Source organism: Pseudomonas saponiphila, assembly GCF_900105185.1.
In the GTDB taxonomy this organism is placed as follows: domain Bacteria; phylum Pseudomonadota; class Gammaproteobacteria; order Pseudomonadales; family Pseudomonadaceae; genus Aquipseudomonas; species Aquipseudomonas saponiphila.
Genome location: NZ_FNTJ01000001.1, coordinates 4,564,859 through 4,590,944, shown reverse-complemented (window position 1 = coordinate 4,590,944; position 26,086 = coordinate 4,564,859). Strand labels below are relative to the sequence as shown.

The 26,086-nt window shown below is 63.6% G+C and carries 23 protein-coding genes, 6 tRNA genes and 2 pseudogenes; 21 read left to right on the top strand and 10 right to left on the bottom strand.

Annotation, left to right across the window (positions count from 1 at the left end; translation table 11 throughout):
• Window positions 1-66: 66 nt before the first annotated feature.
• A pseudogene (locus BLV47_RS21590) lies at window positions 67-318 on the top strand (methyl-accepting chemotaxis protein); the annotation flags it as partial.
• Window positions 319-396: 78 nt separating this feature from the next.
• Here BLV47_RS21590 and fabB read toward each other — a convergent pair.
• The 5 genes from fabB to BLV47_RS21565 all read right to left on the bottom strand — a co-directional run bounded on the left by fabB (window position 397) and on the right by BLV47_RS21565 (window position 7,347).
• Window positions 397-1,617, bottom strand: a complete 1,221-nt coding sequence (gene fabB / locus BLV47_RS21585; RefSeq protein WP_016963486.1) for a beta-ketoacyl-ACP synthase I — start codon at window positions 1,615-1,617, stop codon at window positions 397-399.
• An 11-nt stretch (window positions 1,618-1,628) separates the two neighbouring features.
• The gene (gene fabA / locus BLV47_RS21580; RefSeq protein WP_011060067.1) at window positions 1,629-2,144 is read right to left on the bottom strand and encodes a 3-hydroxyacyl-[acyl-carrier-protein] dehydratase FabA; all 516 of its coding nucleotides are present in this window, start codon (window positions 2,142-2,144) and stop codon (window positions 1,629-1,631) included.
• A 247-nt stretch (window positions 2,145-2,391) separates the two neighbouring features.
• Window positions 2,392-4,293, bottom strand: coding sequence for an ATP-binding protein (locus BLV47_RS21575; RefSeq protein WP_092316918.1), 1,902 nt, complete (start codon window positions 4,291-4,293; stop codon window positions 2,392-2,394).
• Window positions 4,290-5,186 (bottom strand): ABC transporter substrate-binding protein, encoded by an 897-nt coding sequence (locus BLV47_RS21570; protein ID WP_409259012.1) that lies wholly within the window; start codon window positions 5,184-5,186, stop codon window positions 4,290-4,292. Before BLV47_RS21570 ends, BLV47_RS21575 begins: the two co-directional genes overlap by 4 nt.
• A 34-nt stretch (window positions 5,187-5,220) precedes the next feature.
• Complete coding sequence (locus BLV47_RS21565) at window positions 5,221-7,347, bottom strand: TonB-dependent receptor plug domain-containing protein (RefSeq protein WP_092316912.1); 2,127 nt, start codon at window positions 7,345-7,347, stop codon at window positions 5,221-5,223.
• Between the two features lie 195 nt (window positions 7,348-7,542).
• Here BLV47_RS21565 and BLV47_RS21560 point away from each other — a divergent pair, with 195 nt between their 5' ends.
• The 10 genes from BLV47_RS21560 to BLV47_RS21515 all read left to right on the top strand — a co-directional run bounded on the left by BLV47_RS21560 (window position 7,543) and on the right by BLV47_RS21515 (window position 16,107).
• Window positions 7,543-8,568: an NAD(P)H-dependent glycerol-3-phosphate dehydrogenase gene (locus BLV47_RS21560; protein ID WP_092316909.1), complete on the top strand. Its 1,026-nt coding sequence runs from the start codon at window positions 7,543-7,545 to the stop codon at window positions 8,566-8,568.
• Between the two features lie 18 nt (window positions 8,569-8,586).
• Window positions 8,587-8,934: a DUF4389 domain-containing protein gene (locus tag BLV47_RS21555; protein ID WP_092316906.1), complete on the top strand. Its 348-nt coding sequence runs from the start codon at window positions 8,587-8,589 to the stop codon at window positions 8,932-8,934.
• A complete protein-coding gene (gene sixA, locus BLV47_RS21550; protein WP_092316903.1) occupies window positions 8,931-9,380 on the top strand; it encodes a phosphohistidine phosphatase SixA in 450 nt (149 codons plus the stop codon). Before BLV47_RS21555 ends, sixA begins: the two co-directional genes overlap by 4 nt.
• A gap of 172 nt (window positions 9,381-9,552) precedes the next feature.
• On the top strand, window positions 9,553-11,220 hold the full coding sequence (locus BLV47_RS21545; protein WP_092316901.1) for an AMP-binding protein: 1,668 nt from the start codon (window positions 9,553-9,555) through the stop codon (window positions 11,218-11,220).
• 33 nt (window positions 11,221-11,253) lie between these two features.
• Window positions 11,254-11,697 (top strand): hotdog fold thioesterase, encoded by a 444-nt coding sequence (locus BLV47_RS21540; RefSeq protein WP_092316898.1) that lies wholly within the window; start codon window positions 11,254-11,256, stop codon window positions 11,695-11,697.
• Window positions 11,698-11,811: 114 nt separating this feature from the next.
• The gene (locus tag BLV47_RS21535) at window positions 11,812-12,612 is read left to right on the top strand and encodes an alpha/beta fold hydrolase (RefSeq protein WP_092316895.1); all 801 of its coding nucleotides are present in this window, start codon (window positions 11,812-11,814) and stop codon (window positions 12,610-12,612) included.
• Window positions 12,609-13,463, top strand: coding sequence for an alpha/beta hydrolase (locus tag BLV47_RS21530; RefSeq protein WP_092316892.1), 855 nt, complete (start codon window positions 12,609-12,611; stop codon window positions 13,461-13,463). The genes BLV47_RS21535 and BLV47_RS21530 overlap by 4 nt, the downstream gene beginning before the upstream one ends.
• Before the next feature lie 50 nt (window positions 13,464-13,513).
• Window positions 13,514-14,173: a glutathione S-transferase family protein gene (locus tag BLV47_RS21525; RefSeq protein WP_092316889.1), complete on the top strand. Its 660-nt coding sequence runs from the start codon at window positions 13,514-13,516 to the stop codon at window positions 14,171-14,173.
• Between the two features lie 8 nt (window positions 14,174-14,181).
• Complete coding sequence (locus tag BLV47_RS21520) at window positions 14,182-14,985, top strand: DUF4892 domain-containing protein (protein WP_177431315.1); 804 nt, start codon at window positions 14,182-14,184, stop codon at window positions 14,983-14,985.
• A 69-nt stretch (window positions 14,986-15,054) separates the two neighbouring features.
• Window positions 15,055-16,107, top strand: a complete 1,053-nt coding sequence (locus BLV47_RS21515) for an AI-2E family transporter (protein ID WP_060838209.1) — start codon at window positions 15,055-15,057, stop codon at window positions 16,105-16,107.
• 40 nt (window positions 16,108-16,147) lie between these two features.
• Here BLV47_RS21515 and xopAW read toward each other — a convergent pair whose 3' ends face one another.
• The 3 genes from xopAW to BLV47_RS21500 all read right to left on the bottom strand — a co-directional run bounded on the left by xopAW (window position 16,148) and on the right by BLV47_RS21500 (window position 18,804).
• Window positions 16,148-16,882 carry an EF-hand domain-containing protein gene (gene xopAW / locus BLV47_RS21510; RefSeq protein ID WP_092316884.1) on the bottom strand — a complete coding sequence of 245 codons (735 nt, stop codon included), beginning with the start codon at window positions 16,880-16,882 and terminating at the stop codon, window positions 16,148-16,150.
• Window positions 16,883-16,990: 108 nt separating this feature from the next.
• The gene (locus tag BLV47_RS21505) at window positions 16,991-18,040 is read right to left on the bottom strand and encodes a sensor histidine kinase (RefSeq protein ID WP_092316881.1); all 1,050 of its coding nucleotides are present in this window, start codon (window positions 18,038-18,040) and stop codon (window positions 16,991-16,993) included.
• On the bottom strand, window positions 18,040-18,804 hold the full coding sequence (locus BLV47_RS21500; protein WP_092316878.1) for a response regulator: 765 nt from the start codon (window positions 18,802-18,804) through the stop codon (window positions 18,040-18,042). The genes BLV47_RS21505 and BLV47_RS21500 overlap by 1 nt, the downstream gene beginning before the upstream one ends.
• A 316-nt stretch (window positions 18,805-19,120) precedes the next feature.
• On the opposite strand from BLV47_RS21500, the gene pyrF reads away from it, so the two are divergent.
• Window positions 19,121-19,822: an orotidine-5'-phosphate decarboxylase gene (gene pyrF, locus BLV47_RS21495; RefSeq protein ID WP_167365678.1), complete on the top strand. Its 702-nt coding sequence runs from the start codon at window positions 19,121-19,123 to the stop codon at window positions 19,820-19,822.
• Window positions 19,823-19,923: 101 nt separating this feature from the next.
• Here the strand turns inward: pyrF and BLV47_RS21490 are convergent, their stop codons facing one another.
• Window positions 19,924-20,928: an NADP-dependent oxidoreductase gene (locus BLV47_RS21490; protein ID WP_092316875.1), complete on the bottom strand. Its 1,005-nt coding sequence runs from the start codon at window positions 20,926-20,928 to the stop codon at window positions 19,924-19,926.
• Window positions 20,929-21,164: 236 nt separating this feature from the next.
• On the opposite strand from BLV47_RS21490, the gene BLV47_RS21485 reads away from it, so the two are divergent.
• From BLV47_RS21485 to BLV47_RS37110, 3 genes and pseudogenes are all read left to right on the top strand, one after another.
• Window positions 21,165-21,926 carry an SDR family oxidoreductase gene (locus BLV47_RS21485; protein WP_092316872.1) on the top strand — a complete coding sequence of 254 codons (762 nt, stop codon included), beginning with the start codon at window positions 21,165-21,167 and terminating at the stop codon, window positions 21,924-21,926.
• Window positions 21,927-22,081: 155 nt separating this feature from the next.
• Window positions 22,082-23,233: pseudogene (locus tag BLV47_RS37115) on the top strand (HAMP domain-containing protein); the annotation flags it as partial.
• Window positions 23,213-24,094, top strand: a complete 882-nt coding sequence (locus BLV47_RS37110; protein WP_409259108.1) for a methyl-accepting chemotaxis protein — start codon at window positions 23,213-23,215, stop codon at window positions 24,092-24,094. The pseudogene BLV47_RS37115 and the gene BLV47_RS37110, both read left to right, overlap by 21 nt.
• A gap of 68 nt (window positions 24,095-24,162) precedes the next feature.
• Here BLV47_RS37110 and BLV47_RS21475 read toward each other — a convergent pair whose 3' ends face one another.
• A complete protein-coding gene (locus BLV47_RS21475) occupies window positions 24,163-24,933 on the bottom strand; it encodes a hypothetical protein (RefSeq protein ID WP_092316867.1) in 771 nt (256 codons plus the stop codon).
• 375 nt (window positions 24,934-25,308) lie between these two features.
• On the opposite strand from BLV47_RS21475, the gene BLV47_RS21470 reads away from it, so the two are divergent.
• From BLV47_RS21470 to BLV47_RS21445, 6 genes are all read left to right on the top strand, one after another.
• Window positions 25,309-25,384, top strand: a tRNA-Glu gene (locus tag BLV47_RS21470).
• Window positions 25,385-25,386: 2 nt separating this feature from the next.
• Window positions 25,387-25,462 (top strand) — tRNA-Gly (locus BLV47_RS21465).
• A gap of 105 nt (window positions 25,463-25,567) precedes the next feature.
• Window positions 25,568-25,643 (top strand) — tRNA-Glu (locus tag BLV47_RS21460).
• A 3-nt stretch (window positions 25,644-25,646) separates the two neighbouring features.
• A tRNA-Gly gene (locus BLV47_RS21455) sits at window positions 25,647-25,722 on the top strand.
• 105 nt (window positions 25,723-25,827) lie between these two features.
• Window positions 25,828-25,903, top strand: a tRNA-Glu gene (locus BLV47_RS21450).
• Window positions 25,904-25,906: 3 nt separating this feature from the next.
• Window positions 25,907-25,982: transfer RNA gene (locus BLV47_RS21445), tRNA-Gly, on the top strand.
• The last annotated feature ends 104 nt before the right edge of the window (window positions 25,983-26,086 follow it).

Genomic DNA, 26,086 nt, shown 5'->3' with positions numbered 1-26,086 from the left:
CGCAACCGGGGTGGAAGCACCGGTCACGTATTAGCGAAACGCTCGGTCACGTTCACCGAAATCCGCACCAAGGCGGCGGGGCAGGCGCTGGAGGAAATCGCTTCGGCCTTCACCCTGATCAACGAGCGCAACATCGTGATTGCCAGTGCCTCGGAGCAACAGGCGGCGGTGGCGCGGGAAGTGGACCGCAACCTGATGAACATCCGCAACCTGGCGTTGCAGACCTCGGCGGGGGCCAATCAGACCAGCGCGGCCAGCCAGGAGCTGTCGCGGCTGGCGGTGGACCTGAACAGCATGGTGGCGCGTTTTTCCGTCTGAGCCACTGGCCCGGAACATCGCAGGCAAAAAAAAGCCCCGAACCGGTCGGGGCTTTTTCATTCAGCGAAGCGGCGAGGCTTACTTGCCCTGCCAGCGCTTGAGCACCAGGGTGGCGTTGGTGCCACCGAAGCCGAAGCTGTTGCTCATCACGGTGTTGATGGTGGCGTCTTCGCGAGTCTTGGTCAGGATCGGCATGTCGGCCACTTCCGGATCCAGCTCGTCGATGTTGGCCGAACCGGCCATGAAGTTGCCTTCCATCATCAGCATGCAGTAGATCGCTTCGTGAACGCCGGCGGCGCCCAGGGAGTGACCCGACAGGCTCTTGGTGGAGCTGATGGCTGGAGCCTTGTCGCCGAACACTTCACGCACGCCTTTCATTTCCGCGACGTCGCCGACCGGAGTCGAGGTGCCGTGGGTGTTCAGGTAGTCGATCGGGGTGTCGACGGTGGACATGGCCATCTGCATGCAGCGGATCGCGCCTTCGCCGCTTGGGGCAACCATGTCGTAACCGTCGGAAGTCGCGCCGTAGCCAACGATTTCCGCGTAGATCTTGGCGCCACGGGCCAGAGCGTGTTCCAGCTCCTCGACCACCACCATGCCGCCACCGCCGGCGATGACGAAACCGTCACGCTTGGCGTCGTAGGCGCGAGAGGCCTTTTCCGGGGTTTCGTTGTACTGGGTGGACAGGGCGCCCATGGCGTCGAACAGGAACGACTGGGTCCAGTGCTCTTCTTCACCGCCGCCGGCGAAGACGATGTCCTGCTTGCCCATCTGGATCTGTTCCATCGCGGTACCGATGCAGTGAGCACTGGTGGCGCAGGCAGAAGCGATGGAGTAGTTCAGTCCCTTGATCTTGAACGGTGTGGCCAGGCAGGCGGAAACGGTGCTGCTCATGGTCCGCGTGACGCGGTATGGGCCAACGCGCTTGACGCCTTTCTCGCGCAGGATGTCCAGCGCTTCCATCTGGTTCAGGGTCGAGGCACCACCGGAACCGGCGATCAGGCCGGTACGCGGGTTGGAGACTTGTTCTTCGCTCAGGCCGGAGTCGGCGATGGCGTCTTTCATGGCCAGGTAGGCGTAGGCCGCCGCATGGCCGACGAAGCGGTAGATCTTGCGATCGATCAGTTCTTCGAGGTTCAGGTCAATGGAGCCGGAAACCTGGCTACGCAGACCCATTTCGGCATATTCCGGGTTGAAGCGGATGCCAGGGCGACTTGCACGCAGGTTAGCGGAGACGGTCTCTTTGTCATTGCCCAGGCACGAAACGATGCCAAGACCTGTGATAACGACGCGGCGCATGCGGATAACCCTTAGAAGTTGTCAGTTGAAGTAAACACGCCGACCCGGAGGCCTTCGGCGGTATAGATTTCGCGGCCGTCAACGCTGACCGAGCCATCGGCGATGGCCATGTTCAGCTTGCCCTTGAGCACGCGCTTGATATGAATGTTATAGGTGACCTTTTTCGCCGTCGGCAGAACCTGGCCGAAGAACTTCACTTCTCCCGAACCCAGTGCGCGACCGCGGCCCGGCAGGCCTTGCCAGCCGAGGAAGAAACCGACCAGTTGCCACATGGCATCCAGGCCCAGGCAGCCCGGCATCACCGGATCGCCTTCGAAGTGGCAAGCGAAGAACCACAGGTCTGGAGTGATATCCAGCTCAGCGACCAATTCACCTTTACCGTACTTGCCACCCTCTTCGCTGATATGGGTGATGCGATCCACCATCAGCATGTTGGGGGCGGGCAGTTGCGCGTTACCTGGGCCGAACAGCTCACCGCGACTGCAGCGCAGCAGGTCTTCCCGAGTAAAGGCGTTTTGTTTGGTCATGCGAGCTCCTCAATAGTCCCGTGCGGCAGGGTTGGGCAATCTTCCCGGCCGATCGAAGCGTTCATGCCTCGAGCCGGCAGCCTACTCATAGACTATTGCGTTGTAGTGAAAGTCACAGCGCCAAGGGCATGAAAGTACACTTGTTCACTGAAATTTTTTTTGAGGGCCTTTTCAGGGCCCCGTCGGGTGCCTAAGACTGCCGCACTTTCGCCCATGACGCCAGTCGCGGATGTTCGAAAATAGCCTGTTACTGCACCCAACGTTGGAGAATTTGCTGCAGATCCGCGCGCTTGAAAGGCTTTGCCAGGTAGTCGTTCATGCCCGCTGCCAGGCAGGCTTCACGGTCGCCCTGCAAGGCGTTGGCAGTCAGGGCGATGATCGGCAGATCGGCGCAGCCGGGCAGTTGGCGGATCTGCCGGGTGGCTTCGTAGCCGTCGACCAGCGGCAGCCGGCAATCCATCAGGATCGCTTCGAAAATCAGGCTTTCGGCGCTGCGCACCGCCTGGGCACCGTCGGTGACGATGCTCACGGTGAAGCCCAGGCTGCGCAGCATGGCCTGGATCACGGTCTGGTTCACCGGGTTGTCCTCCACCAGCAGCACATTGCGGCCTTCGCCTTGTTGAGCGGCGGTGCTGACTCGCGGCGCCAGCACCGGCAGGCTTTGCTGGAACAGCGCCAGGGGGATCTCCAGGGTGAACACCGAGCCGCGGCCTTCCTCGCTCTGGGCCCGCAGGGTGCCGCCCATGCGTTCGGCCAGGGTACGGGCAATGGGCAGGCCCAGGCCGGTGCCGCCATACCGCCGAGAAATGCTGCTGTCGGCCTGCTGGAAGGCATCGAACATCAGTTCCAGGCTGGCGGGGCTGATACCGATTCCGCTGTCGCGCACCGCACAGGTGAACCACAGGATCTCGTGATCCAGGGCCTGCCACTGCGCTTCGATGATCACGCTGCCTTGTTCGGTGAACTTCATGGCATTGCCGATCAGGTTGACCAGAATCTGCCGGATCCGCGTCGGGTCGCCCTTGACCTGCAGCGACTCCATGCCCGGTGGCAGGCGCAGTTGCAGGTCCAGGCCGCGCTGCAGGGCGCTGTGCTGGAAGGCCTGGGCCGAGCTGCCGATCAGTTCGGCGAGGTTGAACGGGATGTGTTCCAGCTCCAGGGCCGAGCGTTCGATGCGCGAGAAATCGAGGATGTCGTTGATCACCTTCAGCAGGTGTTCGGTGGACTCCGAAGCCAGCGCCGCGTACTCGCTCTGCTCCTGGGTCATCTCGGTGGTTTCCAGTAGCTGCAGCATGCCCAGCACGCCGTTCATCGGGGTACGCAGCTCGTGGCTCATCATCGCCAGGAAATCCGATTTCGCCTTGTTCGCCCGTTCCGCTTCTTCCCGGGTCTGGATCAGTTGCGACATGGCTTGTTGCTGCTCGCGGCTGGCCAGCTCCAGGCCGGCGGCGAGGTTGTTGATGTGGCGTGCCAGATTGCCCAGCTCACCGTCGTCGACAATTGGCAGTGGCGCCTTGAAGTCGCCTTCCTGGATCGCCTTGACCGCGTGGCCCATGGCGCTGATGGGCTGCGCCAGGCCGGCAGCCAGGCGCCGGGCCAGGAGGAAGGTGAAGAGCAGGGCGAACAGGGCGAGGATCGCGGCCTTGAGGAGAATTTCCTGCTGGCGCTGGCTGAAGGCGTCGTTGGACATGCCGACAATGACCCGCCCCAGATAACCGTCGCCCTGGGGCCCCAGGCTGGTCGGGTCATCTTCAAGGAAGTCGTTGTGCACCTGGATACGCTGCAAGCGCACCGGCGCCTGGAACACCTTGATCTGTTGTGCCTGTTTATGAGTGGCGGACGCCTGCTCGACATACACCAGGATGTTGTTGGCGCTGTCCTGGACCTCCAGAAAGTGCACGTGGGGCGTGGCCAGGGTGGCCTGCAACAGGCTTTCCAGGCCTTCGTTGTTGCCGGAGATCACGCCGTACTCAGTGGCTGGCGCCAGTTGGTTGGCAATCAGTTGGCCGGTGTGGTTGAGCTCCTGGCGCAGGTCCTGAATGCGCACGAAGGTGAAGAAGCTGATCAGCAACAGGGTCAGGAGCAAGGCCGGGCCGAGGCTGATGAGCTGCGTGCGGGTGTGGATGTCCCATCGGCGACGCAATTTCATGGGCGTTGCTCTCCTTCACTCAGTTGGCGCGCGACGGCTTGCGGGTCGATTTCCTCGATGCCCAGGGAGCGTGCCACCTGTGGATTGCTCAGTACTTTGAAGGCCGTCGGGTACAGTGCCCGGGGCCAGCGATTCGGCGCCTGCTCAAGCAGGCTGTCCAGGGTCTGCAGCCAGTCCTGCTGGTCGCTGTAGGTGCTGGCCAGGCTGCCGGCCCTGACGAAGCCGGCATTGGGGCCGATCAGCGCCCGTTGCTGGGCGTAGCTGCTGAGCAGCAGGTTTTTCACGGTTTTCGGGTTGTACAGCTTGGGGTCGTCCAGGCCCAGCAGCACGTCGCTGTTGCGCAGCAGGTTTTGCAGTGGGCGGCTGTCGTGGGTGCTGTCCCAGGGTTCGGCGACGATTTCCAGCCCCAGGGATTGCGCGGCGGCGCGCAGCTCCTTGAGCAGGAACTGGCTGTCCTCGCTGTACAGCACGCCAACCCGGCGCACCTGGGGCAGGACCTTGCGGATCAAGTGCAACTGACGACTCGGCGGTGGATCGCTCCAGAGCAGGCTGAGCCCAGGGTGGTGCAGGCCTTGCAGGTGCTGTTCGGCTTGCAGGCGGCTGATGCGCAGGACCAGGGTGGCCGGGCCCTGGGGATCTTGCAGGCGCCAGTCGAGGCTTTGCGGATCCAGCAGAATCAGGCGTGTGGCGCTGGGCAGTTGGCCCGGCGCCGGCAGTTGCTCCAGTGGTACGAAGCGCACCTGGTCCTGGGGGCGATGGGCGGCCAGTTCTGCGCTGAAGGTGCGTACTGCCGGGTTGTCCTCGCTGGCGGTCAGCAAGACTTCGGCGGCGCGCAGCGGTGCGCACAGCAGCAAGCTCAGCAGCAACAGGCCCCAGCCGAGTCGACGACGCAAGTCCAAGGCCCCCGAGGGCCGCTGCCGGGCCACGCTAGAACTCCAGCTCGGCGCTGAAATAGACCAGGTGCCGCGAGTCGTAGCGGTTGTCGGCGAAAGTGCTGGGCTGGTGATCGAGTCGTTGCTGCAGCGTGCCCGCCAGTTCCAGGTTGGCCTTGCCCAGGGCCAGGTGCTTGGCGATGCGCGTGTCGATGCGTTCGAAGCGGTAGCCGTTGAGGGCGCTGTCGCCGTAATAGAACAGCGCGCTGGACCAGCCCCGGCCCCAATTGCGCAGCCAGCCGGCGGAGCCGCTGTTGCTGGCGGTCAGGCGCTGGTCCAGGGGGTTGCTGGCTTGGGCGTGGACATAGGCGTAGGTCAGGCGCAGGCGGTCGGCGTGGCTCAATTGCCAGTCCAGCTGGCTTTCGGTGCCGGAGAAGCGTGAGGAATTGCTGTTGCTGGCGATGTATTGGTTGTTGCGCAGCGGCTCGCTGATCATGCCGCTGATTTCGTCGTAGAACAGCTTGATGTCGAGGTTCAGCGCCTGGTCGACGAAGTAGCCGTTGTAGCCCAGCTCGCGGGAGCGCATGTGTTCCTGATCGAGGTTGCCCGGGCCCCGGGTCTTGACGAAGTACTGGGCGCTGCTCTGGCCGTAGACCGGGCTGCTCAGGCCGGTGACCCGGTAGCTCCAGTTGACGTTGTTCTCGAACATGTCCGGGGAGCGGATGGCCTCCGAATACACCGCCCGCAGCCCGTGGCGCGGGTTGATCAGGTAGTTGACGGCGATCCGTGGCGTCAGTGAGTTGCCGGTCAGCTGGGTGTCTTCGTACATAGCCCCGCCCTGGATCAGCCAGTGTTCGCTGGCTCGCCATTCCAGCTGGCCGAACAGGCGCCAGGTGGTGTCGTCGAGGGTGCCGTTGAAATAGGTTTCGGAGTCGGCCCGGTCGTAACGATAGTTCATGCCACTGACCAGCCGCAGGTTATCGCTGAGGCTCAGGGTGTCCTGAAGTTCCAGGTCGTAGCGGGTTTCGCGGGTGCTCTGGTCGATGTTGCCGCAGACGGTTTGCTTGCCGCCGGCGTTCCATTGGGTGAGGACCTGCTGGGCTATGGCCTGCTCGGCGGGAGATCCCGGGGGTGGGGCTCCGGCATCGCTGAAACCTTTGATGCCACGCGCCAGGCGCTCGGCGTAATTCGGATTGATTTGCCACAGGCGGGTCAGCTCGGGGCTGAAGGAAATCGCCGCGTCACAGGCGCGCCAGGTCTGCTGGCGATCCCAGTGCTGGGCCGAGCCCTGGACATAAAGGCTGTGCTGCGGATTGAGTTCCAGGTTCCAGCGCAGTGACCCGGCGTAGTCCTTGGCGATCACATCGGAGTCCTTGCCTTGCTGGGATACGCCGTAGAACACCGGTTTATAGGTATAAGGCCGCTGGTTGGTGCCTTCCTTGGCATTCAATTGCCAATCGATGCTCTGCTGTTCGTTGAGCATCTGGCTCACCGACAGGCTGACGCGGTTCAAGCGCTTGCTGTCGCGGTAGTCGGCGCCCAGGCGATTCTTGTCGAAGCCGTCATCTTCCTGTCCGGACAGCGAAAGGCGCAGGTCGCCGGTTTCCCAGCCCGTGCCCTGGCTGGCGTACCAGTCGCTGATGCCGCGTTGGCCCCGGGTCACCTTGACGCGGGTACCGTGGCTGTTGGCCGGTGCGCGGGTAATGATGTTGACCACCGCCATCAGCGCATTGGCGCCGTAGCTGACGGTGTTGGGGCCGCGAAACACCTCGATGCGTTCGATGTCCTCCATGGCCACCGGAATGTCGCTCCAGTCCACCGTGGCCAGGCCCGCGCGATACACCGAGCGCCCGTCGATCAGCACCTGCATGCGCCGGGCTTCGCTGGCGTTGGTGCCGTGGTAGTTGACCGTGGCCTGGTTGCCGCTGATGGCGCCGACCATCATCCCGGGCACCAGGCGCAACAGTTCGCTGATGTCCCGGGCGCCGCTGGCCCTGATCAGTTCGGTGTCGAGCACGGTCATGCTGCCCGGTACGGCGGCGGGGGATTGTTTCAGGCGTGTGGCGGTCAACACCTCGGGCAGGGCGCTGCCGTCGAGAAACAGATCGTCGGCCAGCACCGGGAGGCCGATGAGCATGCCCAGCAGCAGTGACAGACGCAGAGGTGAGGGGCCCACGGACACGGCATAGCCTTGAATCTTGAAAGATGGCGCGCATGTTAACCGAGACAGTCGAGTTTTCCAGTCGATAAGCCCGACATTCCCCGAATGACCGCGCGTGTTCCCGACAGGTTGCCTGAATGGCCGGTGGGGCTGGTGGTGGGAAAAGCGCCCCGTATAATGCCGCCATCGCCACTGCTATGGATAAACGGATTGCATATGACACAACAGCGCCCTATTGCGGTCCTGGGAGGCGGAAGTTTTGGTACCGCCGTGGCCAATCTGCTGGCCGAAAACGGTCACCCGGTGCGGCAATGGATGCGCGATCCCGAGCAGGCCGAGGCCATTCGGGTCAATCGCGAGAATCCGCGCTATCTCAAGGGCATCAAGATTCATCCGGCGGTGGAACCGGTCACCGACCTGCTGGCCACCCTGAATGACTGTGACCTGTGCTTCGTCGCCTTGCCTTCCAGCGCGCTGCGCTCGGTCCTGGCGCCCCACGCGCAGTTGTTGAGCGGCAAGCTGCTGGTCAGCCTGACCAAGGGCATCGAGGCCCAGACCTTCAAGCTGATGAGCGAGATCCTCGAAGACATTGCCCCGCAGGCGCGTATTGGCGTGCTTTCGGGCCCCAACCTGGCCCGGGAAGTGGCCGAGCATGCGCTGACCGCCACCGTGGTCGCCAGCGAAGACGAAGAGCTCTGCCAGCGGGTCCAGGCGGCGTTGCACGGGCGGACGTTCCGCGTCTATGCCAGTGCCGACCGCTTTGGCGTCGAGCTGGGCGGGGCGTTGAAGAACGTCTACGCGATCATCGCCGGCATGGCGGTGGCCCTGGGCATGGGGGAAAACACCAAGAGCATGCTGATTACCCGTGCCCTGGCGGAGATGACCCGTTTTGCCGTCAGCCAGGGCGCCAATCCCATGACCTTCCTCGGTCTGGCCGGGGTCGGCGACCTGATCGTCACCTGTTCCTCGCCCAAGAGCCGCAACTACCAGGTGGGCTTTGCCCTGGGGCAGGGCCTGAGCCTGGAGGACGCGGTGACTCGCCTGGGCGAAGTGGCGGAGGGCGTCAACACCCTCAAGGTGCTCAAGGCCAAGGCCCAGGAACTGGGCGTCTATATGCCGCTGGTAGCCGGCCTGCATGCGATTCTTTTCGAAGGGCGGACGCTGAACCAGGTGATCGAGCTGTTGATGCGTGGCGAGCCGAAAACCGACGTCGACTTTATCTCCACCAGCGGGTTCAACTGAGTAGCACAGGAGCCAGACATGAACGATACGAATTCCGAAGCCAAATACGAATCCATCCTCCTGCGCGTGCTGTGGATGCTGGTGTTCCTGCTGGTGTGGCAGGTGGCGCAGTTTCTTCTTGGCGTTTTGGTCCTGGTGCAGTTGATCTATCGCCTGATCTACGGCGCGCCGAATGCCGGCCTGATGAACTTTGGCGACAGCCTGAGCCAGTTCCTGGCGCAGATTGGCCGGTTCGGCAGCTTCCACACCGAGCAGAAACCCTGGCCGTTCGCCGATTGGCCAACCCCGCGGGCCCCTGAAGGGGAAGCTCCCCACAGTGTGCCGCCGGCGCCCCACCCGGTGCGCGACGAGGAGCCCAAGCTGTGAAGTTGTGGGTACTGCGCCATGGCCAGGCCGAACCCCATGCGGCCAGCGATGACCAGCGCAACCTTACGGCCCACGGTCGCCAGGAAGTGCTCGGCAGCGCCGCGCAGCTGATTGGCCAGCCCATCAGCGCGATCATCGCCAGTCCCTATGTACGAGCCCAGCAAACGGCGCAACTGGTGCGTCAGGCCCTGGGCTTCGAGGGTGAGATCCGCACGGTGCCCTGGTTGACGCCGGAGGCCAACCCGTTGCAGGTGCTGGAGCATCTGGACAGTGCCGACAACCTGCTGCTGGTGAGCCACCAACCCTTGGTCGGCAAGCTGATCGGCTTGTTGCAGCACGGTCATCTGCGTGATCCCCAGCCCATGAATACCGCCAGCCTGGCGGAGCTGGAAGGCGACTGGCCGCTGGCGGGGCTGATGACCCTCAATAGCGTCAAGCATCCCTAGAGCGCCTCGGCGGCCAGACAGTTCCTGGCCGCCGCAGGTCCGTCAGGGTGACCGACACCCGGTGGTACGGCGCTACATTTCTTAACTTGCAGCCCTCCTTTGTGCGTGGAATAGTCGACCGAGCAAGTGCTTGGTTGGTGTCGCGAACAGAATAAAAACAAAGGAGCGAGTCATGGCTGCTGCTTTTCGTTTGCCGCTGCAAGTGTTCTACGAGCGCGAGGCTCGTCATCCCCAGCAACGCTTTCTGGTTCAGCCCAGCGCCGGAGGGCAGGTGCAGGAGCTGAGCTGGTTCGAGGTCGGCCAGCAGGCCCGTCGCGCCGCCCAATGGCTGCGAGAGCGCCAGTTGCCCCCGGGCAGTCACATCGCAATCATCGGCAAGAATTCCGCGCACTGGATCATCAGCGACCTGGCGATCTGGATGGCCGGGCATGTGTCGGTGCCGTTGTATCCCAACCTCACCGCCGATTCGGTGGCCCAGGTACTGGAGCATTCCGAATCGCTCCTGGTGTTCATCGGCAAGCTCGATGACTGGCCGGGCATGGCCCCGGGGATCAGGCCCGGTCTGCCCACCGTGCGCCTGCCGCTGGCCCCCGAAGGCACTTTCGATTGCACCTGGGACGATCTGCAAGGCTGTCAGCCGTTGGCTGACAGTCCGAGTCCGCCGGCCGATCAGCTGGCCACCATCATCTACACCTCCGGTACCACGGGCCTGCCCAAGGGGGTGATGCACAGCTTCGGCAATCTGGGGTTTGCCGCCACTCACGGGACACAACTCTTCGGCCTGGGCCCGGGGGATCGCCTGCTGTCCTATCTGCCGCTGTGCCATGTGGCCGAGCGCATGTTTGTCGAGATGGCGGCGATCTATACCGGGCAGACGGTGTTCTTCGCCGAGAGCCTCGATACCTTCCTGGACGACCTGCGGCGGGCCCGGCCCACGGCACTGTTCGGTGTGCCGCGAATCTGGACCAAGTTCCAGATGGGGGTCTACAGCAAGGTGCCGGCCAAGCGCCTGGACTTGCTCTTGAGCCTGCCGTTGATCGGCAAGCGCGTCGGCCACAAGGTGCTGACCGGGCTTGGGCTGGACGCCTTGCGCGTGGCCTTGTCCGGGGCGGCGCCAGTGCCCCAGGCGCTGCTGCACTGGTATCGCCGGCTGGGCCTGGACGTGCTAGAGGTTTACGGCATGACCGAGAGTTGCGGCTATTCCCACATAGGGCGTTCCGGGGAGCATTTGCCGGGCTGGATCGGCCGGCCTTGTCCCGGGGTTGAAGTGCGTATCGATGACGCGGGCGAGGTCCAGGTACGCAGCGGGGCCACCATGCTGGGCTATTACAAGGACCCGCAGAAGACCGCCGAGACCATCACCGAGGACGGCTTTCTGCGCACCGGCGACAAGGGCGAGCAGGACGGGGCCGGCAATCTGCGCCTGACCGGCCGGCTCAAGGAAATCTTCAAGACCAGCAAGGGCAAGTACGTGGCCCCGGCACCCATCGAAAATCGCCTGGCCGTGCATGCCCATATCGAGCAGGTGTGTGTAGTGGGAGACGGTTTGAGCGCGCCTCTGGGGTTGTGCGTGCTTTCGGCGGCGGGCTGGCAGGCGGCTGGCGGCAGTTCCCGCGAAGGGCTGCACAGCAGCCTGGAAAACCTGCTGGCCCAGGTCAATGGCGGCCTGGACAAGCACGAGCGCCTGCACCGGCTGGTGGTGGTCAAGGACAACTGGGCCGTGGAGAACGGCTTTCTGACCCCGACCCTGAAGATCAAGCGCAATGTGATCGAGGCCACCTATGGCGCCAGTTTTCAAAGCTGGAGCGAGCGCAGCGAAGCCGTGCTGTGGCAGGATTGAGCGACAAAAAAACCACCCAGAAGGGAAGCAGCGATGAGCCTATGGCGCACCACTCCGAACATCGAGCAACTGAATGCGGCACAGAAGAACACCATCGGCGAAGTGCTGGATATTCGCTTCGAGTCATTTGATGAGGAGTCGCTGACCGCCAGCATGGTCATCGACCATCGCACTCACCAGCCCTACGGGTTGCTGCATGGCGGAGCCTCGGTGGTGCTGGCGGAAACCGTCGGCTCCATGGCCAGCTACCTGTGTATCGATGCCAGCAAGTTCTATTGCGTGGGGCTGGAGATCAACGCCAACCACCTGCGGGGCTTGCGCAGCGGCCGGGTGACGGCGGTGGCCAGGGCCATTCATATCGGGCGCACCACCCATGTCTGGGATATTCGCCTGAGCAGCGACGAAGGCAAGGCCAGTTGCATCTCGCGTCTGACCATGGCCGTGGTGCCTCTGGGGCAAACGCCGCCGGCACAGTGAGCTAGCGCGCCATAGGCTGAGCCTGGGTGTCAGTATTCCTGTCCGTTACGGTCATTGCCCTGGGGCAAGGGCCTGCGGACAATCGGTGTTGGTTTGGTGGATGGATAGGTCGGTATGTCGCAACAGGTGTTTTTCGCTCACGCCAATGGGTTTCCCTCCGGCACATACGGCAAGTTGTTTGCCGCCCTGGCGCCGGAGTTCGAGGTGGCTCATTTGCAGCAGCACGCCCACGACCCGCGATTCCCGGTGGACGATAACTGGCGCAGCCTGGTGGATGAATTGATTCACCACCTGCAACAGCAGGCGCAGCCGGTGTGGGGCGTCGGGCATTCCCTGGGAGGCGTGCTGCACCTGCACGCCGCCCTGCGTTGTCCGCAGCTGTATCGAGGCGTGGTCATGCTCGATTCGCCGGTGCTGACCCGGGCCGATCAATGGGTGATCCGTGCGGCCAAGCGTTTTGGCTTCATCGACCGCCTGACTCCGGCCGGACGCACCCTGGGTCGTCGCGAGGAGTTTGCCGATATCGAATCGGCGCGCAGCTACTTTGCGCGCAAGAGCCTGTTCCGGGCCTTCGACCCGGATTGCCTGGATGCCTACCTGCAGCACGGCCTGCAACCCTTGGGCGACAGGTTGCGCCTGCGCTTCGACCCGGCGACCGAGATCAGCATCTATCGCGGCGTACCGCACACCAGCCCCGGCAGTGCTCGCCAGCTCAAGGTGCCCCTGGCCGTGGTGCGCGGCCAGCAGAGCCGGGTGGTGATGCGGCATCACACCAGCGCCGTGGGGCGCATGCCTCTGGGCGAGTCGCTGACCATGCCCGGCGGCCACATGTTTCCTCTTGAGCGGCCCGAAGCCACCGCCACCCTGCTCAAGGAACTCTTCACCCGCTGGGAACAGCGTCGGAGCTGTGCATGAGCCAGGTCGTCGAGGAAGTTCGCCTGAACCTGCCCCACATCGAGCTGGCGGCCCATCTGTTCGGGCCCGAGGACGGCCTGCCGGTGATCGCCCTGCATGGCTGGCTGGACAACGCCAACAGCTACGCCCGGCTGGCGCCCAAGCTCAAAGGCTTGCGCATCGTGGCCCTGGACATGGCCGGTCACGGGCATTCCGGGCACCGTCCGCCGGGTGCGGGCTATGCCCTGTGGGATTACGTCTACGACGTGCTGCAGGTGGCCGAACAGCTGGGCTGGAAACGCTTTGCCCTGATGGGACACTCGTTGGGAGCGATCGTGTCGCTGGTGCTGACGGCGGCGCTGCCGGAGCGGGTCAGCCATCTGGCCCTGATCGACGGTGTGATTCCTCCGACCGCCAGCGCCGCAGGTGCCGCCGAACGGCTAGGCATGGCCTTGCAGGCGCAACTGGACCTGCAGGACAAGCGCAAGCCGGTCTACAGCACGCTGGAACGGGCCATCGAAGCGCGGATGAAGGGGCTGGTGGCGGTCAGTCGCGAGGCCGCCGAGCTGCTGGCTGTGCGTGGGCTGATGCCGGTGCCCGGTGGCTATACCTGGCGCAGCGACAGTCGCCTGACCCTGGCGTCGCCGCTGCGTCTGACCGAGGAGCAGGCCATGTCCTTCGTCGAGCGGGTCAGTTGCCCGACGCAGCTGGTGGTGGCTGCCGACGGCATGCTGGCTCGGCACGAGTCCCTGCTGCAGCGTCTACCCTTTAGCCGGGAACAGCTGCCGGGCGGCCATCATCTGCACCTAAACGATGAGGTCGGCGCAACCTCTGTCGCAGACTGTTTCAATCGGTTTTTCGCCGTTCCTTGACTTGACGGGGTCAACTGTCGAGGCTGGGCGGGTTGAAATGGGAGACAACCATGATAGATCTGTACACCGCTGCGACCCCCAATGGCCACAAGGTTTCCATCCTGCTTGAAGAGCTCGGATTGCCCTACACGGTGCATGCCCTGAGTTTCGACAAGCGCGAGCAAAAGGCGCCGGCGTTTCTGAAGATCAATCCCAATGGGCGTATTCCGGCCATCGTCGATCGAGACAATGGCGATTTTCCCGTATTCGAATCCGGCGCGATCCTGGTGTATCTGGCCGAGCGCAGTGGCCAACTGCTGCCCTCCGATGCCAAGGGCCGCTCGATCGTCATGCAGTGGCTGATGTTCCAGATGGGCGGCATCGGGCCCATGCAGGGCCAGGCCAACGTGTTCTTCCGCTATTTCCCGGAAAAGCTCCAGGGCGCCATCGATCGTTATCAGCATGAAACCCGACGCCTGTATGAAGTCCTCGACACCCGCCTGCAACAGGTCGAGTACCTGGCCGGGGACTACAGCATTGCCGACATCGCCACCTTCCCCTGGGTGCGCGGTCATGAGTGGTCCGGTGTTTCGGTAGAGGGCTTGCCGGCCCTGCAACGCTGGATGGCGGCCCTGGAGGCCCGACCTGCGGTCCAGCGTGGCTTGCAGGTTCCGCAACGCAGTGACGACGCCAGCGTCGTCAAGGGTGCCCAGGCCATGCTTATCCGATGAGAGTTTCCATGCGTTCAATCAGTGTTCTGGGCTTGTCCTTGCTAAGCACCCTGGCCCTTGCCGCCGACCTGCCCGGCAGCCATGACCTGCCCCTGGTACCGCGTCTGACTGATGCACAAATCGTCGACTACCGCCCGCAAGTGGAGCAGGAGCGTGTCTACCCCTTGGGCTCGATCCGCAGAATCAGCGGCCAATTGCGCTTCGACGGCCAGGTCAATGCCCGGGGCAAGCTCACGGCCATCACCTACCAATTGCCCGCCGAACGCACTTCCAACGAAGCCTTCACCCTGGCTCGCGAAGCCCTGCAGAAACAGGGGGCAGAGCTGTTGTTCTGGTGCCAGGCCCGGGATTGCGGCGAGAGCAGCCTGTGGGCCAATGAAGTGTTCGGCAACGCCAAGCTGTTGGGCGCCGACGAGCAGCAAGCCTATCTGCTGTTGCGCCTGGCGGCGCCCCAGGACAACTCCCTGGTGGCCTTGTACAGCATTACCCGGGGTAACCGCCGGGCCTACCTGCACGTGGAACAGTTCGACGCCAGCGCGGCCCTGGGCGACTTGCTGCCCACGTCGGCGACCCTGCTGCGGCAATTGAAGGACACCGGCAAGCTGGATCTGCCCAAGCTGACCGATCCCCAGCCCGTGTGGCTCAACCTGCTTTCCCGCGGGCTGAACCTGGACACCACGCTGCGGGTCAGCCTGTCCGGTCAGCAGGCCGAAGCCTGGCGCCAGGCCCTGATTGGCCAGGGCGTGCTGGCGACGCGCATGGAAACCGGCGACACCCAAGCGGCCGGGCTGCACTTCGAACTGCTGCGTTAAGCTGTTTCAGGCGGCCTGCACTCGCGGGTTCGCCTACTCTTCTCCGTTTACCCTTGTGCGAGACATTTCATGCCCAATAACGATCGCCTGCTGGTGCAGATTCTGCTCCTGGTGTTGTTCGGTGCCAGCTTCTGGGTGATGGCGCCTTTCTGGTCGGCGCTGTTCTGGGGGGCAGTGCTGGCCTTTGCCAGTTGGCCGCTGATGCGTTTGCTGACCCGCTGGCTCAATGGCCGTGAATCCCTGGCGGCGGCCCTGTTGACCCTGGGCTGGATGGTTCTGGTGGCGGCGCCGTTGGTCTGGCTCGGGCTCAACCTGGCGGATCACGTGCGCGATGCCACGGCCTTCATCAAGGACGTGCAGGTGGACGGCCTGCCCGAGGCTCCCGCCTGGCTGGGCAGCCTGCCATTGGTGGGGGAGCGTCTGGTCGGGCTGTGGAACAGCATCGATCAGCAGGGCGCGGCGCTGATGCTGGCCGTCAAGCCGTATCTGGGGCAGGTGGGCAACTGGTTGCTGGCCCGCAGTGCGCAGATCGGCGGCGGCATTCTCGAACTGACCCTGAGCATCGTCTTCGTGTTTTTCTTCTACCGTGACGGTCCGCGCCTGGCGTTGTTCGTACACAAACTGCTGGAGCGGCTGATCGGCGATCGGGCCGGCTACTACATCGATCTGGTCGCCGGCACCGTGCAACGGGTGGTCAACGGGGTGATCGGCACCGCTGCGGCCCAGGGCCTGCTGGCGCTGATCGGTTTTCTGATTGCCGGTGTACCAGGGGCGCTGGTGCTGGGGATCGTCACCTTCCTGCTCAGCCTGATTCCCATGGGGCCGCCCCTGGTGTGGATTCCGGCTACGGCCTGGCTGGCCTGGAAGGGCGAATACGGCATGGCGGTGTTTCTGGGAATTTGGGGCACCTTCATCATCAGTGGCGTCGACAACGTGCTCAAACCCTACCTGATCAGTCGCGGAGGCAACCTGCCCCTGGTGATTGTGTTGCTGGGAGTGTTCGGCGGTCTGATTGCCTTCGGCTTTATCGGTCTGTTTATCGGTCCGACCCTGTTGGCGGTGGCCTACAGCCTGCTGCTGGACTGGAGCGCCAGCCAGGCCCGGACCCAGGAGCCGCGCTGAGCCGCGGCTTGCCATTGGGCAAAGCCGCGGCAAGCACTCATCAGGCGGCGACGTTGACGCTGTTGCCGACGCTGCTGGCAGGGTTCTGCTGATACTGCTTGCTGAGGTTGGCGATCATCTTGCCCAGGGCTTCGGCCAGGTTGGCCTGCTGGTTCCGAGTCTCGCCGTCCTGGTTGCGCCCGGCCTGCAGGGCGCTGCTCAGTTCGTCGGCACTGATGCTGCCGTTGCCGTCGCTGTCGAGCTGGCCGAACAGTTGCTCGCTGGAGAGCTGTTGTGGGGGTGGCGGAGGCGGCGTCAGGCTGGCGGCCAGTTCGTCTGCACTGACGTTGCCATCCTGGTTCTTGTCCAGGGCCGAGAAGAGTTGCTTGCTGTCGGCGCTGCTACCGGCACTGCTCAAGCCGCTGCTCAGTTCGTCGCTGTTGATGACGCCGTCGCCGTCGCTGTCCAGGGCGCTGAGCAGGGCGTCCGCCAGTTCGGTGCCGGGCGCTTGGCCGTGATGCGCCGGTGGCGCCATGGCGGCCATTTCATCGCTGCTCAGGCTGCCGCTGCCATCGCTGTCCAGTTTGCTGAAGTTCTTGCTCAGGCTGACCAGGACACCCTGGTCGCCTTGGTTCGACAGAGCGTTGTTCAACTCGTCCTGGTTCACCGCGCCGTCGCCATTGCTATCGAGCTTGGCGAACAGTTCCTTTTGCAACTGTTGGCCGCGGCTGGTGCTGGAGGTACTGCTGCTGGAGCTGTAATAGCTCGAATAGTTGCTGCTGACGCTACCTATCATTGGACTCGCTCCTTGGGGATGGATCCGGTGCGGGCACCGGCTCATGCAGCCTCTAGGCCGGAGTTGTCCTGGGTATGGGCGCTTTGTACCCGTGGCTACACAAGGTGCTCAGGGGCGTGGCAGGCGCAGCACAGCGGTCAGGCCGCCGCCGGGCGTTTCTTCCAGCAGCAACTGGCCGCCCATGCGCTCCGCCGCTTCGCGGGCGATGGTCATGCCCAGGCCGACGCCGCCGGAGTTGCGGTTGCGCGAGCCTTCGAGGCGGAAGAAGGGTTCGAACACGGCCTCGCGCTTGTCGGCGGCGATGCCGGGGCCATGATCGATGACTCGGATCAGCAACTGATGCCGATGGTCCTCCAGGGCCAGGGTGGCGTGGCCGGCGTAGCGCAGGGCGTTGTCCAGCAGGTTGTTGATGCATGACTGCAGGGCCATGGGCTGGACCAGCAGCGGGGCGCAATGGCCCAGGGCCTGGGCATCGGCACCCTGGTCCTGGGCGTTCTCGCACAGCGACTCCACCAGCGCCTGCACGTCCATCCATTGCTCGGCCTCGCTGGTGCGCTGTTCATGCAGATAACTGAGGGTGGCATCGAGCATCTTGATCATGTCGTCCAGGTCCTGGCGCATCTGCCCCTGCAGCTTGCTGTCCTCGATTTGCTCCAGGCGCAGCTTCAGGCGTGACAGTGGCGTGCGCAGATCATGGGACACGGCGCCGAGCATGCGCCCACGTTGTTGGACCTGTTCCCGTATGCGTTTCTGCATCTGGTTGAAGGCGCTGGCGGCCTGTCGTGCTTCCCGCGGACCGACCTCTTCCAGGGGCGGGCTGTCGAGGTTTTCGCTCAGGCGTTCGGCGGCGTCGCTCAGGCGTTGGATCGGCCGCGAGAGCAGCTTGGCGCCGTACCAGGCGGCAATCACCAAGGAGATCAGCTGGAAGGTCAGGGGCACCAGCGGCCCGCCGAACCAGGGGCGCGGCGGACGACGCGGGAAGTACGGCGGCGGTCCAGGGGGGGCATTGCCGAGGGCCACCGGCGGTGGTGGTGGAGGGGGCGGTGGCGGGTGTCCGTAATGGTGGAACCAGAAAAATGCCAGAAGGTGGGCGAGCACGATCGCGATCAGCAGGAGGCCAAACAGCCGGCCGAACAGCGTATCGAAGCGCCCACGCATCAGCCGATGTCTCGTGCGTCGAACAGGTAGCCTTCGCCGCGTACGGTCTTGATCAGTTGCGGCGATTTCGGGTCGTCCCCGAGCTTCTGCCGCAGGCGCGACACCAGCAGGTCGATGCTGCGATCGAAGGCCTCGATGGAGCGACCCCGGGCCGCGTCCAGCAGTTGTTCGCGACTCAGTACCCGGCGCGGGCGCTCAATGAATACCCAGAGCAGGCGAAACTCGGCGTTGGACAGCGGCACCACCAGCCCATCGGCGGAGATCAGTTGGCGCAGCACGCTGTTCAGGCGCCAGTTGTCGAAGCGGATGCTGGCCCGCTGTTCGCTGCGGTCGTCGCGGACCCGGCGCAGGATGGTCTGGATCCGCGCCACCAGTTCCCGCGGTTCGAAGGGCTTGGCCATGTAGTCGTCGGCCCCCAGCTCCAGGCCGATGATGCGGTCGGTGGGCTCGCAGCGGGCGGTGAGCATGAGAATCGGAATGTCCGATTCGCTACGCAGCCAGCGGCACAGTGACAGGCCGTCTTCACCAGGCAGCATCAGGTCGAGCACCACCACGTCGAAGTGCTCTGCCTGCAGGGCCTGGCGCATCGCCGCGCCGTCGGTGACACCGCTGGCGTGGATGTTGAAGCGTGCCAGGTAGTCGACCAGCAGTTCGCGGATCGGCACGTCGTCATCGACGATCAGGGCCCGGGTATTCCAGCGCTTGTCGTCGCCATTGGCCACGGCTTTGGAGTCGTCGTTCAGAGGGGCTGGAGTGTTATGCATGGGTGCGTTCATCTGCCAGGTAGGCTGCCGGCCATCAGGAGGCGACGGCGAGGTTGTGGCTTCAGCATAGGCGTCCGGCCCAGAGGCAGGAAGTGCTGTTCGAGGGTGTTGCGGCTGGCGAGGGTAGCGCCGGGTATTGTTGCTGGCGTGTCGTCAGTGTATCTGCGCCGATACAAATGCCGGGGCAGCCCGCGGATTTGCCGGTGGATCGAAGATCCCTGGCACCGTTGAGGAGGATTTACCGCTGATCGGGTCCCGGATCGTCCCGGCTTGCGCTACAATCCGCGCCGATTTCGACTTGCCTGAGAGCCCCTTCATGTCCGCCTGCCAGACTCCTATCATCGTCGCCCTGGATTTTCCCACCCGTGACGCCGCACTGAAACTGGCCGATCAACTGGACCCGAAACTGTGCCGGGTCAAAGTCGGCAAGGAGCTGTTCACCAGCTGCGCCGCCGAGATTGTCGGGACCCTGCGCGATAAGGGTTTCGAAGTGTTCCTGGACCTGAAGTTCCACGACATTCCCAACACCACCGCCATGGCGGTCAAGGCCGCCGCGGAAATGGGCGTGTGGATGGTCAATGTGCACTGCTCCGGCGGCCTGCGCATGATGGCTGCCTGCCGCGACGTGCTGGACCAGCGCACTGGCCCCAAGCCGCTGCTGATCGGCGTCACCGTGCTCACCAGCATGGAGCGTGAAGACCTGGCCGGCATCGGCCTGGACATCGAGCCTCAGGAGCAGGTGCTGCGCCTGGCCGCCCTGGCGCAGAAAGCCGGGATGGACGGCCTGGTGTGCTCGGCCCTGGAAGCCCAGGCCCTGAAGAGCGCCCATCCGACCCTGCAACTGGTGACTCCGGGGATTCGTCCGGCGGGCAGTGCCCAGGATGACCAGCGGCGGATCCTCACCCCGCGCCAGGCCCTGGATGCCGGTTCTGATTACCTGGTGATCGGTCGCCCCATCAGCCAGGCGGCCGATCCGGCCAAGGCCCTGGCCGACGTGGTCGCCGAACTGGCTCTGTAACACGCCTGCTCTTGTAGGAGCCGGCTTGCCGGCGATAGCGGTTTTGCGCTTGGCGGCCCTTTCCGGCCGCCGTTGCGGATCGCCGGCCGGCTCCTGCGGATTCAGACTTTCAGCACCAGCTTGCCGAAGTTCTCGCCGCTGAACAGCTTGCCCAGCGTCTCCGGGAAAGTCTCCAGTCCTTCGACGATATCCTCCTTGCTCTTGAGCTGCCCCTTGGCCATCCAGCCGGCCATTTCCTGCCCGGCGGCGGCGAACTGCGCGGCGTAGTCCATGACCACGAATCCTTCCATGCGCGCCCGGTTGACCAGCAGCGACAGGTAGTTGGCCGGTCCCTTGACCGCTTCCTTGTTGTTGTACTGGCTGATGGCGCCGCAGATCACCACTCGCGCCTTGAGGTTCAGGCGGCTGAGCACGGCATCGAGGATGTCGCCGCCGACGTTGTCGAAATACACATCGACGCCTTTCGGGCATTCACGCTTGAGCCCGGCGTTGACGTCTTCGCTCTTGTAGTCGATGGCGCCGTCAAAACCCAGTTCGTCGATGAGGAACTTGCACTTGTCCTGGCCGCCGGCAATGCCCACCACGCGGCAGCCCTTGAGCTTGGCGATCTGCCCGGCGATGCTGCCCACCGCGCCGGCGGCGCCGGACAGCACCACGGTGTCGCCGGCCTTGGGCGCGCCGACGTCCAGCAGGGCGAAGTAGGCGGTCATGCCGGTCATGCCCAGGGCTGACAGGTAGCGTGGCAGAGGGGCCAGCTTGGGGTCGACCTTGTAGAAGCCTCGGGGCTCGCCGAGGAAGTAGTCCTGCACCCCGAGGGCGCCATTGACGTAGTCGCCGACGGCGAATCCGGGGTTGTTGGAGGCAATCACCCGGCCCACGCCCAGGGCGCGCATGACTTCGCCGATGGCCACCGGCGCAATATAGGATTTGCCCTCGTTCATCCAGCCGCGCATGGCCGGGTCCAGGGACAGGTATTCATTCTTCACCAGAATCTGCCCGGCGGCGGGCTCGCCCACGGCTACCTGCTGGTAGGTGAAGGTGTCGCGGGTAGCCGGGCCGACGGGGCGTTTGGCGAGCAGAAACTGGCGATTGGTCAGGCTGGTCATGGCAGGCACTCAAGGGGTGGATGAAGTCCTAGTTGATAGACCCTCGGGTGGGTTGCTGCAAGGTTTGCCGATTCAGCGAATGAATGTCGATCCAGTGTGGTGATGAAAGCCCCGGTATTTTCATCACCAGGATGCATAAGGCCTCAACCGGCCTTCTGATAATGCTGACGCCGACCGGGACCGCTATGGCTAGATGGGCTTCACAGCTGACCCGTATCTGATCGAGGATCTTTGCAATGAGCATGACGTTTTCCGGCCAGGTGGCCCTGGTGACTGGCGCGGCCAATGGAATCGGCCGGGCGACGGCCCTGGCGTTTGCCGCAGAAGGCTTGCAGGTGGTGGTGGCGGATCTGGATGTGGCCGGGGGCGAAGGCACTGTGGCGCTGATCCGCGCGGCGGGAGGCGAGGCGGTGTTCGTGCCCTGCGACGTCACGCTGGAAGCGGATGTGCAGCAACTGATGGCCCGTACCCTCGAGGCGTATGGCCGTCTGGACTATGCCTTCAACAACGCTGGGATCGAGATCGAGAAGGGCCGGCTGGCAGAAGGTAGCCTGGACGAGTTCGACGCCATCATGGGGGTCAACGTCAAGGGCGTCTGGCTGTGCATGAAGTATCAGTTGCCGTTGCTGCTGGCCCAGGGCGGCGGGGCGATCGTCAATACCGCCTCGGTGGCGGGCCTGGGCGCGGCGCCGAAAATGAGCATTTATGCGGCGTCCAAGCATGCGGTGATCGGCCTGACCAAATCGGCGGCCATCGAGTACGCCAAGAAAAAGATCCGGGTTAACGCGGTATGCCCGGCGGTGATCGACACCGACATGTTCCGTCGGGCCTATGAAGCGGATCCGAAGAAGGCCGAGTTCGCCGCGGCGATGCACCCGGTGGGCCGTATCGGCACGGTCGAGGAAATCGCCAGCGCCGTGCTTTACCTGTGCAGCGATGGCGCGGCCTTCACCACCGGTCATGCGCTGGCGGTGGATGGTGGTGCCACCGCGATCTGAGCCTTCGACCGGCCCCCCGACGGCAGTTGTCGCGGGGGCTGGATGGAATCGACCTCCAGTGTCCTGAAAACGACCTCGGCGTAGCTTTTTGCCATTATTCCGACGTCAGAGACTTGTGCGTCGGTGCACGCCGTTGCGACCCTTCGCACAGACGGATGGCCCTATGGCCATTGGGGATTGGAAGGGGACAGCGCACCATGACTTCGGCCGCGAGTGGACGTTTTGCCAACCTGGGCATGGCAAAGAAACTGGGTATCGGGTTTGCTCTGGTGTTGCTCTTGACGGCCCTGGTGGCCGGCATTGGCGTCTGGTCGCTGCAGACCATCAGCCAGCGCTTCGACGGCCTCAAGCAAATGTCCCAGCTCAACAGCGGCGTGCTCAAGGTGCGGCTGCTGGAGCAGGACTATGCCCTGCATGGCGACAGCAAGACCGTTGACAGCTTGCACGAGAGCCTGGAGGGTTTGCAGGGGCTGGCCCGGCAGCTCAAGGGGCAGTCGGCGGCCAACCAGACGGCGATGGCTGATGTCGAGTTGGCGCTGGCGGACTATCGCAAGGCCTTCGACGAGTTCGTCGAGCTGACCCAGGCCAAGGACCTGGCCCTTGAAATGGCCAGTTGGTCGGTGTCCAGCGTGGCCAACAACCTCGACGTACTGCAGGCCGGGCTGGCGGATGACGGCGCCTACACCCTCAAGGATTCCCAGGGCAAGGAGGGTGCGGAGTTCATCGAGCAGGCCAACCAGATCAGCCAGGTTTCACGCCTGATGCTGCAGGCCATGAACGAAGCGCGGGTGCGCCTGGACCAGAATCGCAAGGGCGATGAGCAGGCTGGCGCCGAGCAGGGCAAGATCGAACAGGCCGAGCAGGCGCTGGCTCAGGCCGAACAGCTGAAGACCGCGGTCAAGGATGCGGGTTACCAGACGGTGCTCAACGAGGTGTCGGGACACATCGGCAACTTCAGCGAAAAACTCAACGAATACACCTGCCTGCTGACTCAGGAAAAACAGGTCTATCAGAAGCTGCATGAGCGTGCGGCCCAGGTGATGGCCCGGGTCGACCAGGCCTATGTCGCCCAGGACCTGGCGATGCAGGGCGAGCTGGACAAGAACTCCTTGCTGATCATCGGCTCCTCGGCCCTGGCCCTGCTGGTGGGGCTGTTGGCGGCCCTGAGCATCACGCGCCTGATCGTGCGGCCGCTGCGCAGCGTGATGCATGTGGCCCAGCAGATCGCCGCCGGGGACCTGACGGCCAGCGTGGCCGTGACCCGGCGGGACGAGATCGGCCAGTTGATGCAGGCGATGCAGCAGATGGGCAGCGGCCTGAGCGGTATCGTCAGCGGCTTGCAGGCCGGGATCGAGCAACTGGCCAGTTCGGCCCAGTCGCTGTCCTCGGTGACCGAGCAGACCAACCTGGAAGTCAGCAGCCAGAAAGAAGAAACCGAGCAAGTGGCCACCGCCATGAACCAGATGACCGCCACGGTGCACGATGTGGCGCGTAACGCCGAGGAGGCGGCCCAGGCAGCTCAGGCCGCGGATGACAAGGTCGAGAGCGGGCAACAGGTGGTGCGCCAGAGCATGCAGCGGATCGAGCAACTGGCGGACTCCGCGACCCGGGCCAGCAGCGGCATCGAAAGCCTGAGCGCCGAGATCGACAACATCGGCAGTGTGCTGGATGTGATCAAGAGCGTGGCCGAGCAGACCAACCTCTTGGCCCTCAACGCCGCCATCGAGGCGGCCAGGGCGGGGGAGCAGGGCCGGGGCTTTGCCGTGGTGGCCGACGAAGTGCGGGCCCTGGCCAAGCGGACCCAGCAATCCACCGAGGAGATCGCACGTCTGGTAACTGCGTTGCATGCGGCCGCCGATTCTTCGGTGCAACAGATCAAGGGCAGTGGCGAGCTGGTGAAGCTGGCGGTCAGTGATGCCCTGCAGACCGAGAGCGCCCTGGGCAGCATTGCCGCGGCGGTGTCGTTGATCCAGCAGATGAACCAGCAGATCGCCGCCGCCGCCGAGCAGCAGAGTTCGGTGGCGGAAGAGATCAACCGCAGCGTCACTAGCATTCGTGCCAGTGCCGATCAGTCGTCACTGGCCATGCAGGGCAATGCCGCGTCGAGCATCGAGCTGGCGCAGTTGGGGGTGGAATTGAAAGGGATGGTGGGGCATTTCCGCTTGTAGCGGCGGGGAGGGCGCAGCGGTATCGAACCCTTGTCCGGCGCGGGTTGCGCCGGACAAGGGTTTTTATCTCAGTCGTAGATGGCTTTCTTTTTCCAGTCGGCGTCGGCTTCCACGGTCTTCAGGCCCTGGGTCAGCTCGTTGACTTCATCTTCCGCGGGCTCCAGGGTCGACAACACCATGGAGTTGGCGCGGACCAGAAGTTTATCCAGGTACTCCAGCTGTTCCTTGTAGACCGCTGGATCCGGCTGCTTGCGCAGGTATTGCACGCCGCGTTCGAAGGCCAGGCGGGCCTGTCCTGGTTGGTTCTGTTGCAGGGCGTACTGCCCCAGGTTGTTGAAGAACTCGATGTGCAGCAGCACCAGGATATGGCGGATTTCCTTGATCCAGCGCTTGGCTTCATTGGGTTGCAGGAAACCGTCGTGGGCGGCACGGGTGACCTGGCCGTGCATCGCCTCCAGCAGGAAGCGCACATCCTTGGCCTTGGCTTCGGTCTGGATCGGTGCCGGCGGGTTGTTCACCGGAATCGATTCGCCCTGGCCAATCAGGGTGTTGAGCTCGGCCTGGCGCGCCTTGAGCGAGGTGTCGGTCTTGTCCAGGCTGAGTATGCGCTGCACCACGTTGAGCTCCAGGCGGGTCAGCAGCAGTTTGAGGGCCGGGGTCATGAACTGGCCGGGGAAGGTTTCGGTGATCTCGCCGCAGCGGCGCAGGCGGTCATTGAGCTCGACCTTGGTGCGGGCCTTTTCCAGTTTGTTGTTTTCCACCACATGGTTCATGTAGCCAATGGCGATCAATAGTGCGATCCCGGCTATTACCAGCAGGGTGATCATGAGTGGTGTCACCGTTAAAACCTCGTTATAGGATTCGCGTGCGAGTGTAGTGGCTTGGCATTTAGGCGCATAGCGCCGCTCGACGAGCCGGGCATGGCGGGTGCTGCCTATATGCCTATATAGGTAGCGACGGTCCGGGGAGAACCTCGGGTTCAAATTGCCATTACCGGCTGCGGAGGACTATAACGCCTTGTCGAGTGACAGAATATAGGCGTCAAAGCCTGGACCACAGAAAACCCCGCAGCGGACCTTAAACTGCCCCGAAGTCATTGATTTAAATAAAATTATATCTGGGGGTTGACGGCCTCCCAAAGCATCCATAGAATGCGCGCCACTTTCAACGGAAAGCAAAGCGCAAAACGTTGAAAGCAGTGAATGTTGTAGTGTGTCCCCTTCGTCTAGTGGCCTAGGACACCGCCCTTTCACGGCGGTAACAGGGGTTCGAGTCCCCTAGGGGACGCCAATGCGGGAATAGCTCAGTTGGTAGAGCACGACCTTGCCAAGGTCGGGGTCGCGAGTTCGAGTCTCGTTTCCCGCTCCAATTTTAAACGGCGGCGCTTTCGGGCGAAGTCGAGTGAAACCAGAACCGAAGTCTTCGGATCAGGGTCTGGACACCGAAACACACACCATGTGTTCCGGGTAGCGTGTCCCCTTCGTCTAGTGGCCTAGGACACCGCCCTTTCACGGCGGTAACAGGGGTTCGAGTCCCCTAGGGGACGCCATTTGCGGGAATAGCTCAGTTGGTAGAGCACGACCTTGCCAAGGTCGGGGTCGCGAGTTCGAGTCTCGTTTCCCGCTCCAATTTTAAACGGCGGCGCTTTCGGGCGAAGCCGAGTGAAACCAGAGCCGAAGTCTTCGGATCAGGATCTGGACACCGAAACACACACCATGTGTTCCGGGTAGTGTGTCCCCTTCGTCTAGTGGCCTAGGACACCGCCCTTTCACGGCGGTAACAGGGGTTCGAGTCCCCTAGGGGACGCCATTTGCGGGAATAGCTCAGTTGGTAGAGCACGACCTTGCCAAGGTCGGGGTCGCGAGTTCGAGTCTCGTTTCCCGCTCCAAATTCACAAAAACGCCGCTCATCGAGCGGCGTTTTTGTTTGTCCGCGATTCAACCCCCTCGTCCTGCCATGAACAAAAAAGGCCCGCCAGTCAGACGACCGTGC

Excerpts from the sequence above, each read along its gene's own strand:
- fabB (WP_016963486.1), bottom strand. The coding sequence starts at position 1,617 with ATGCGCCGCGTCGTTATCACAGGTCTTGGCATCGTTTCGTGCCTGGGC.
- fabA (WP_011060067.1), bottom strand. The coding sequence starts at position 2,144 with ATGACCAAACAAAACGCCTTTACTCGGGAAGACCTGCTGCGCTGCAGT.
- BLV47_RS21575 (WP_092316918.1), bottom strand. The coding sequence starts at position 4,293 with ATGAAATTGCGTCGCCGATGGGACATCCACACCCGCACGCAGCTCATC.
- BLV47_RS21560 (WP_092316909.1), top strand. The coding sequence starts at position 7,543 with ATGACACAACAGCGCCCTATTGCGGTCCTGGGAGGCGGAAGTTTTGGT.
- BLV47_RS21555 (WP_092316906.1), top strand. The coding sequence starts at position 8,587 with ATGAACGATACGAATTCCGAAGCCAAATACGAATCCATCCTCCTGCGC.
- BLV47_RS21545 (WP_092316901.1), top strand. The coding sequence starts at position 9,553 with ATGGCTGCTGCTTTTCGTTTGCCGCTGCAAGTGTTCTACGAGCGCGAG.
- BLV47_RS21540 (WP_092316898.1), top strand. The coding sequence starts at position 11,254 with ATGAGCCTATGGCGCACCACTCCGAACATCGAGCAACTGAATGCGGCA.
- BLV47_RS21535 (WP_092316895.1), top strand. The coding sequence starts at position 11,812 with ATGTCGCAACAGGTGTTTTTCGCTCACGCCAATGGGTTTCCCTCCGGC.
- BLV47_RS21530 (WP_092316892.1), top strand. The coding sequence starts at position 12,609 with ATGAGCCAGGTCGTCGAGGAAGTTCGCCTGAACCTGCCCCACATCGAG.
- BLV47_RS21525 (WP_092316889.1), top strand. The coding sequence starts at position 13,514 with ATGATAGATCTGTACACCGCTGCGACCCCCAATGGCCACAAGGTTTCC.
- BLV47_RS21520 (WP_177431315.1), top strand. The coding sequence starts at position 14,182 with ATGCGTTCAATCAGTGTTCTGGGCTTGTCCTTGCTAAGCACCCTGGCC.
- BLV47_RS21515 (WP_060838209.1), top strand. The coding sequence starts at position 15,055 with ATGCCCAATAACGATCGCCTGCTGGTGCAGATTCTGCTCCTGGTGTTG.
- xopAW (WP_092316884.1), bottom strand. The coding sequence starts at position 16,882 with ATGATAGGTAGCGTCAGCAGCAACTATTCGAGCTATTACAGCTCCAGC.
- BLV47_RS21505 (WP_092316881.1), bottom strand. The coding sequence starts at position 18,040 with ATGCGTGGGCGCTTCGATACGCTGTTCGGCCGGCTGTTTGGCCTCCTG.
- BLV47_RS21500 (WP_092316878.1), bottom strand. The coding sequence starts at position 18,804 with ATGCATAACACTCCAGCCCCTCTGAACGACGACTCCAAAGCCGTGGCC.
- pyrF (WP_167365678.1), top strand. The coding sequence starts at position 19,121 with ATGTCCGCCTGCCAGACTCCTATCATCGTCGCCCTGGATTTTCCCACC.
- BLV47_RS21490 (WP_092316875.1), bottom strand. The coding sequence starts at position 20,928 with ATGACCAGCCTGACCAATCGCCAGTTTCTGCTCGCCAAACGCCCCGTC.
- BLV47_RS21485 (WP_092316872.1), top strand. The coding sequence starts at position 21,165 with ATGAGCATGACGTTTTCCGGCCAGGTGGCCCTGGTGACTGGCGCGGCC.
- BLV47_RS37110 (WP_409259108.1), top strand. The coding sequence starts at position 23,213 with ATGCAGGCGATGCAGCAGATGGGCAGCGGCCTGAGCGGTATCGTCAGC.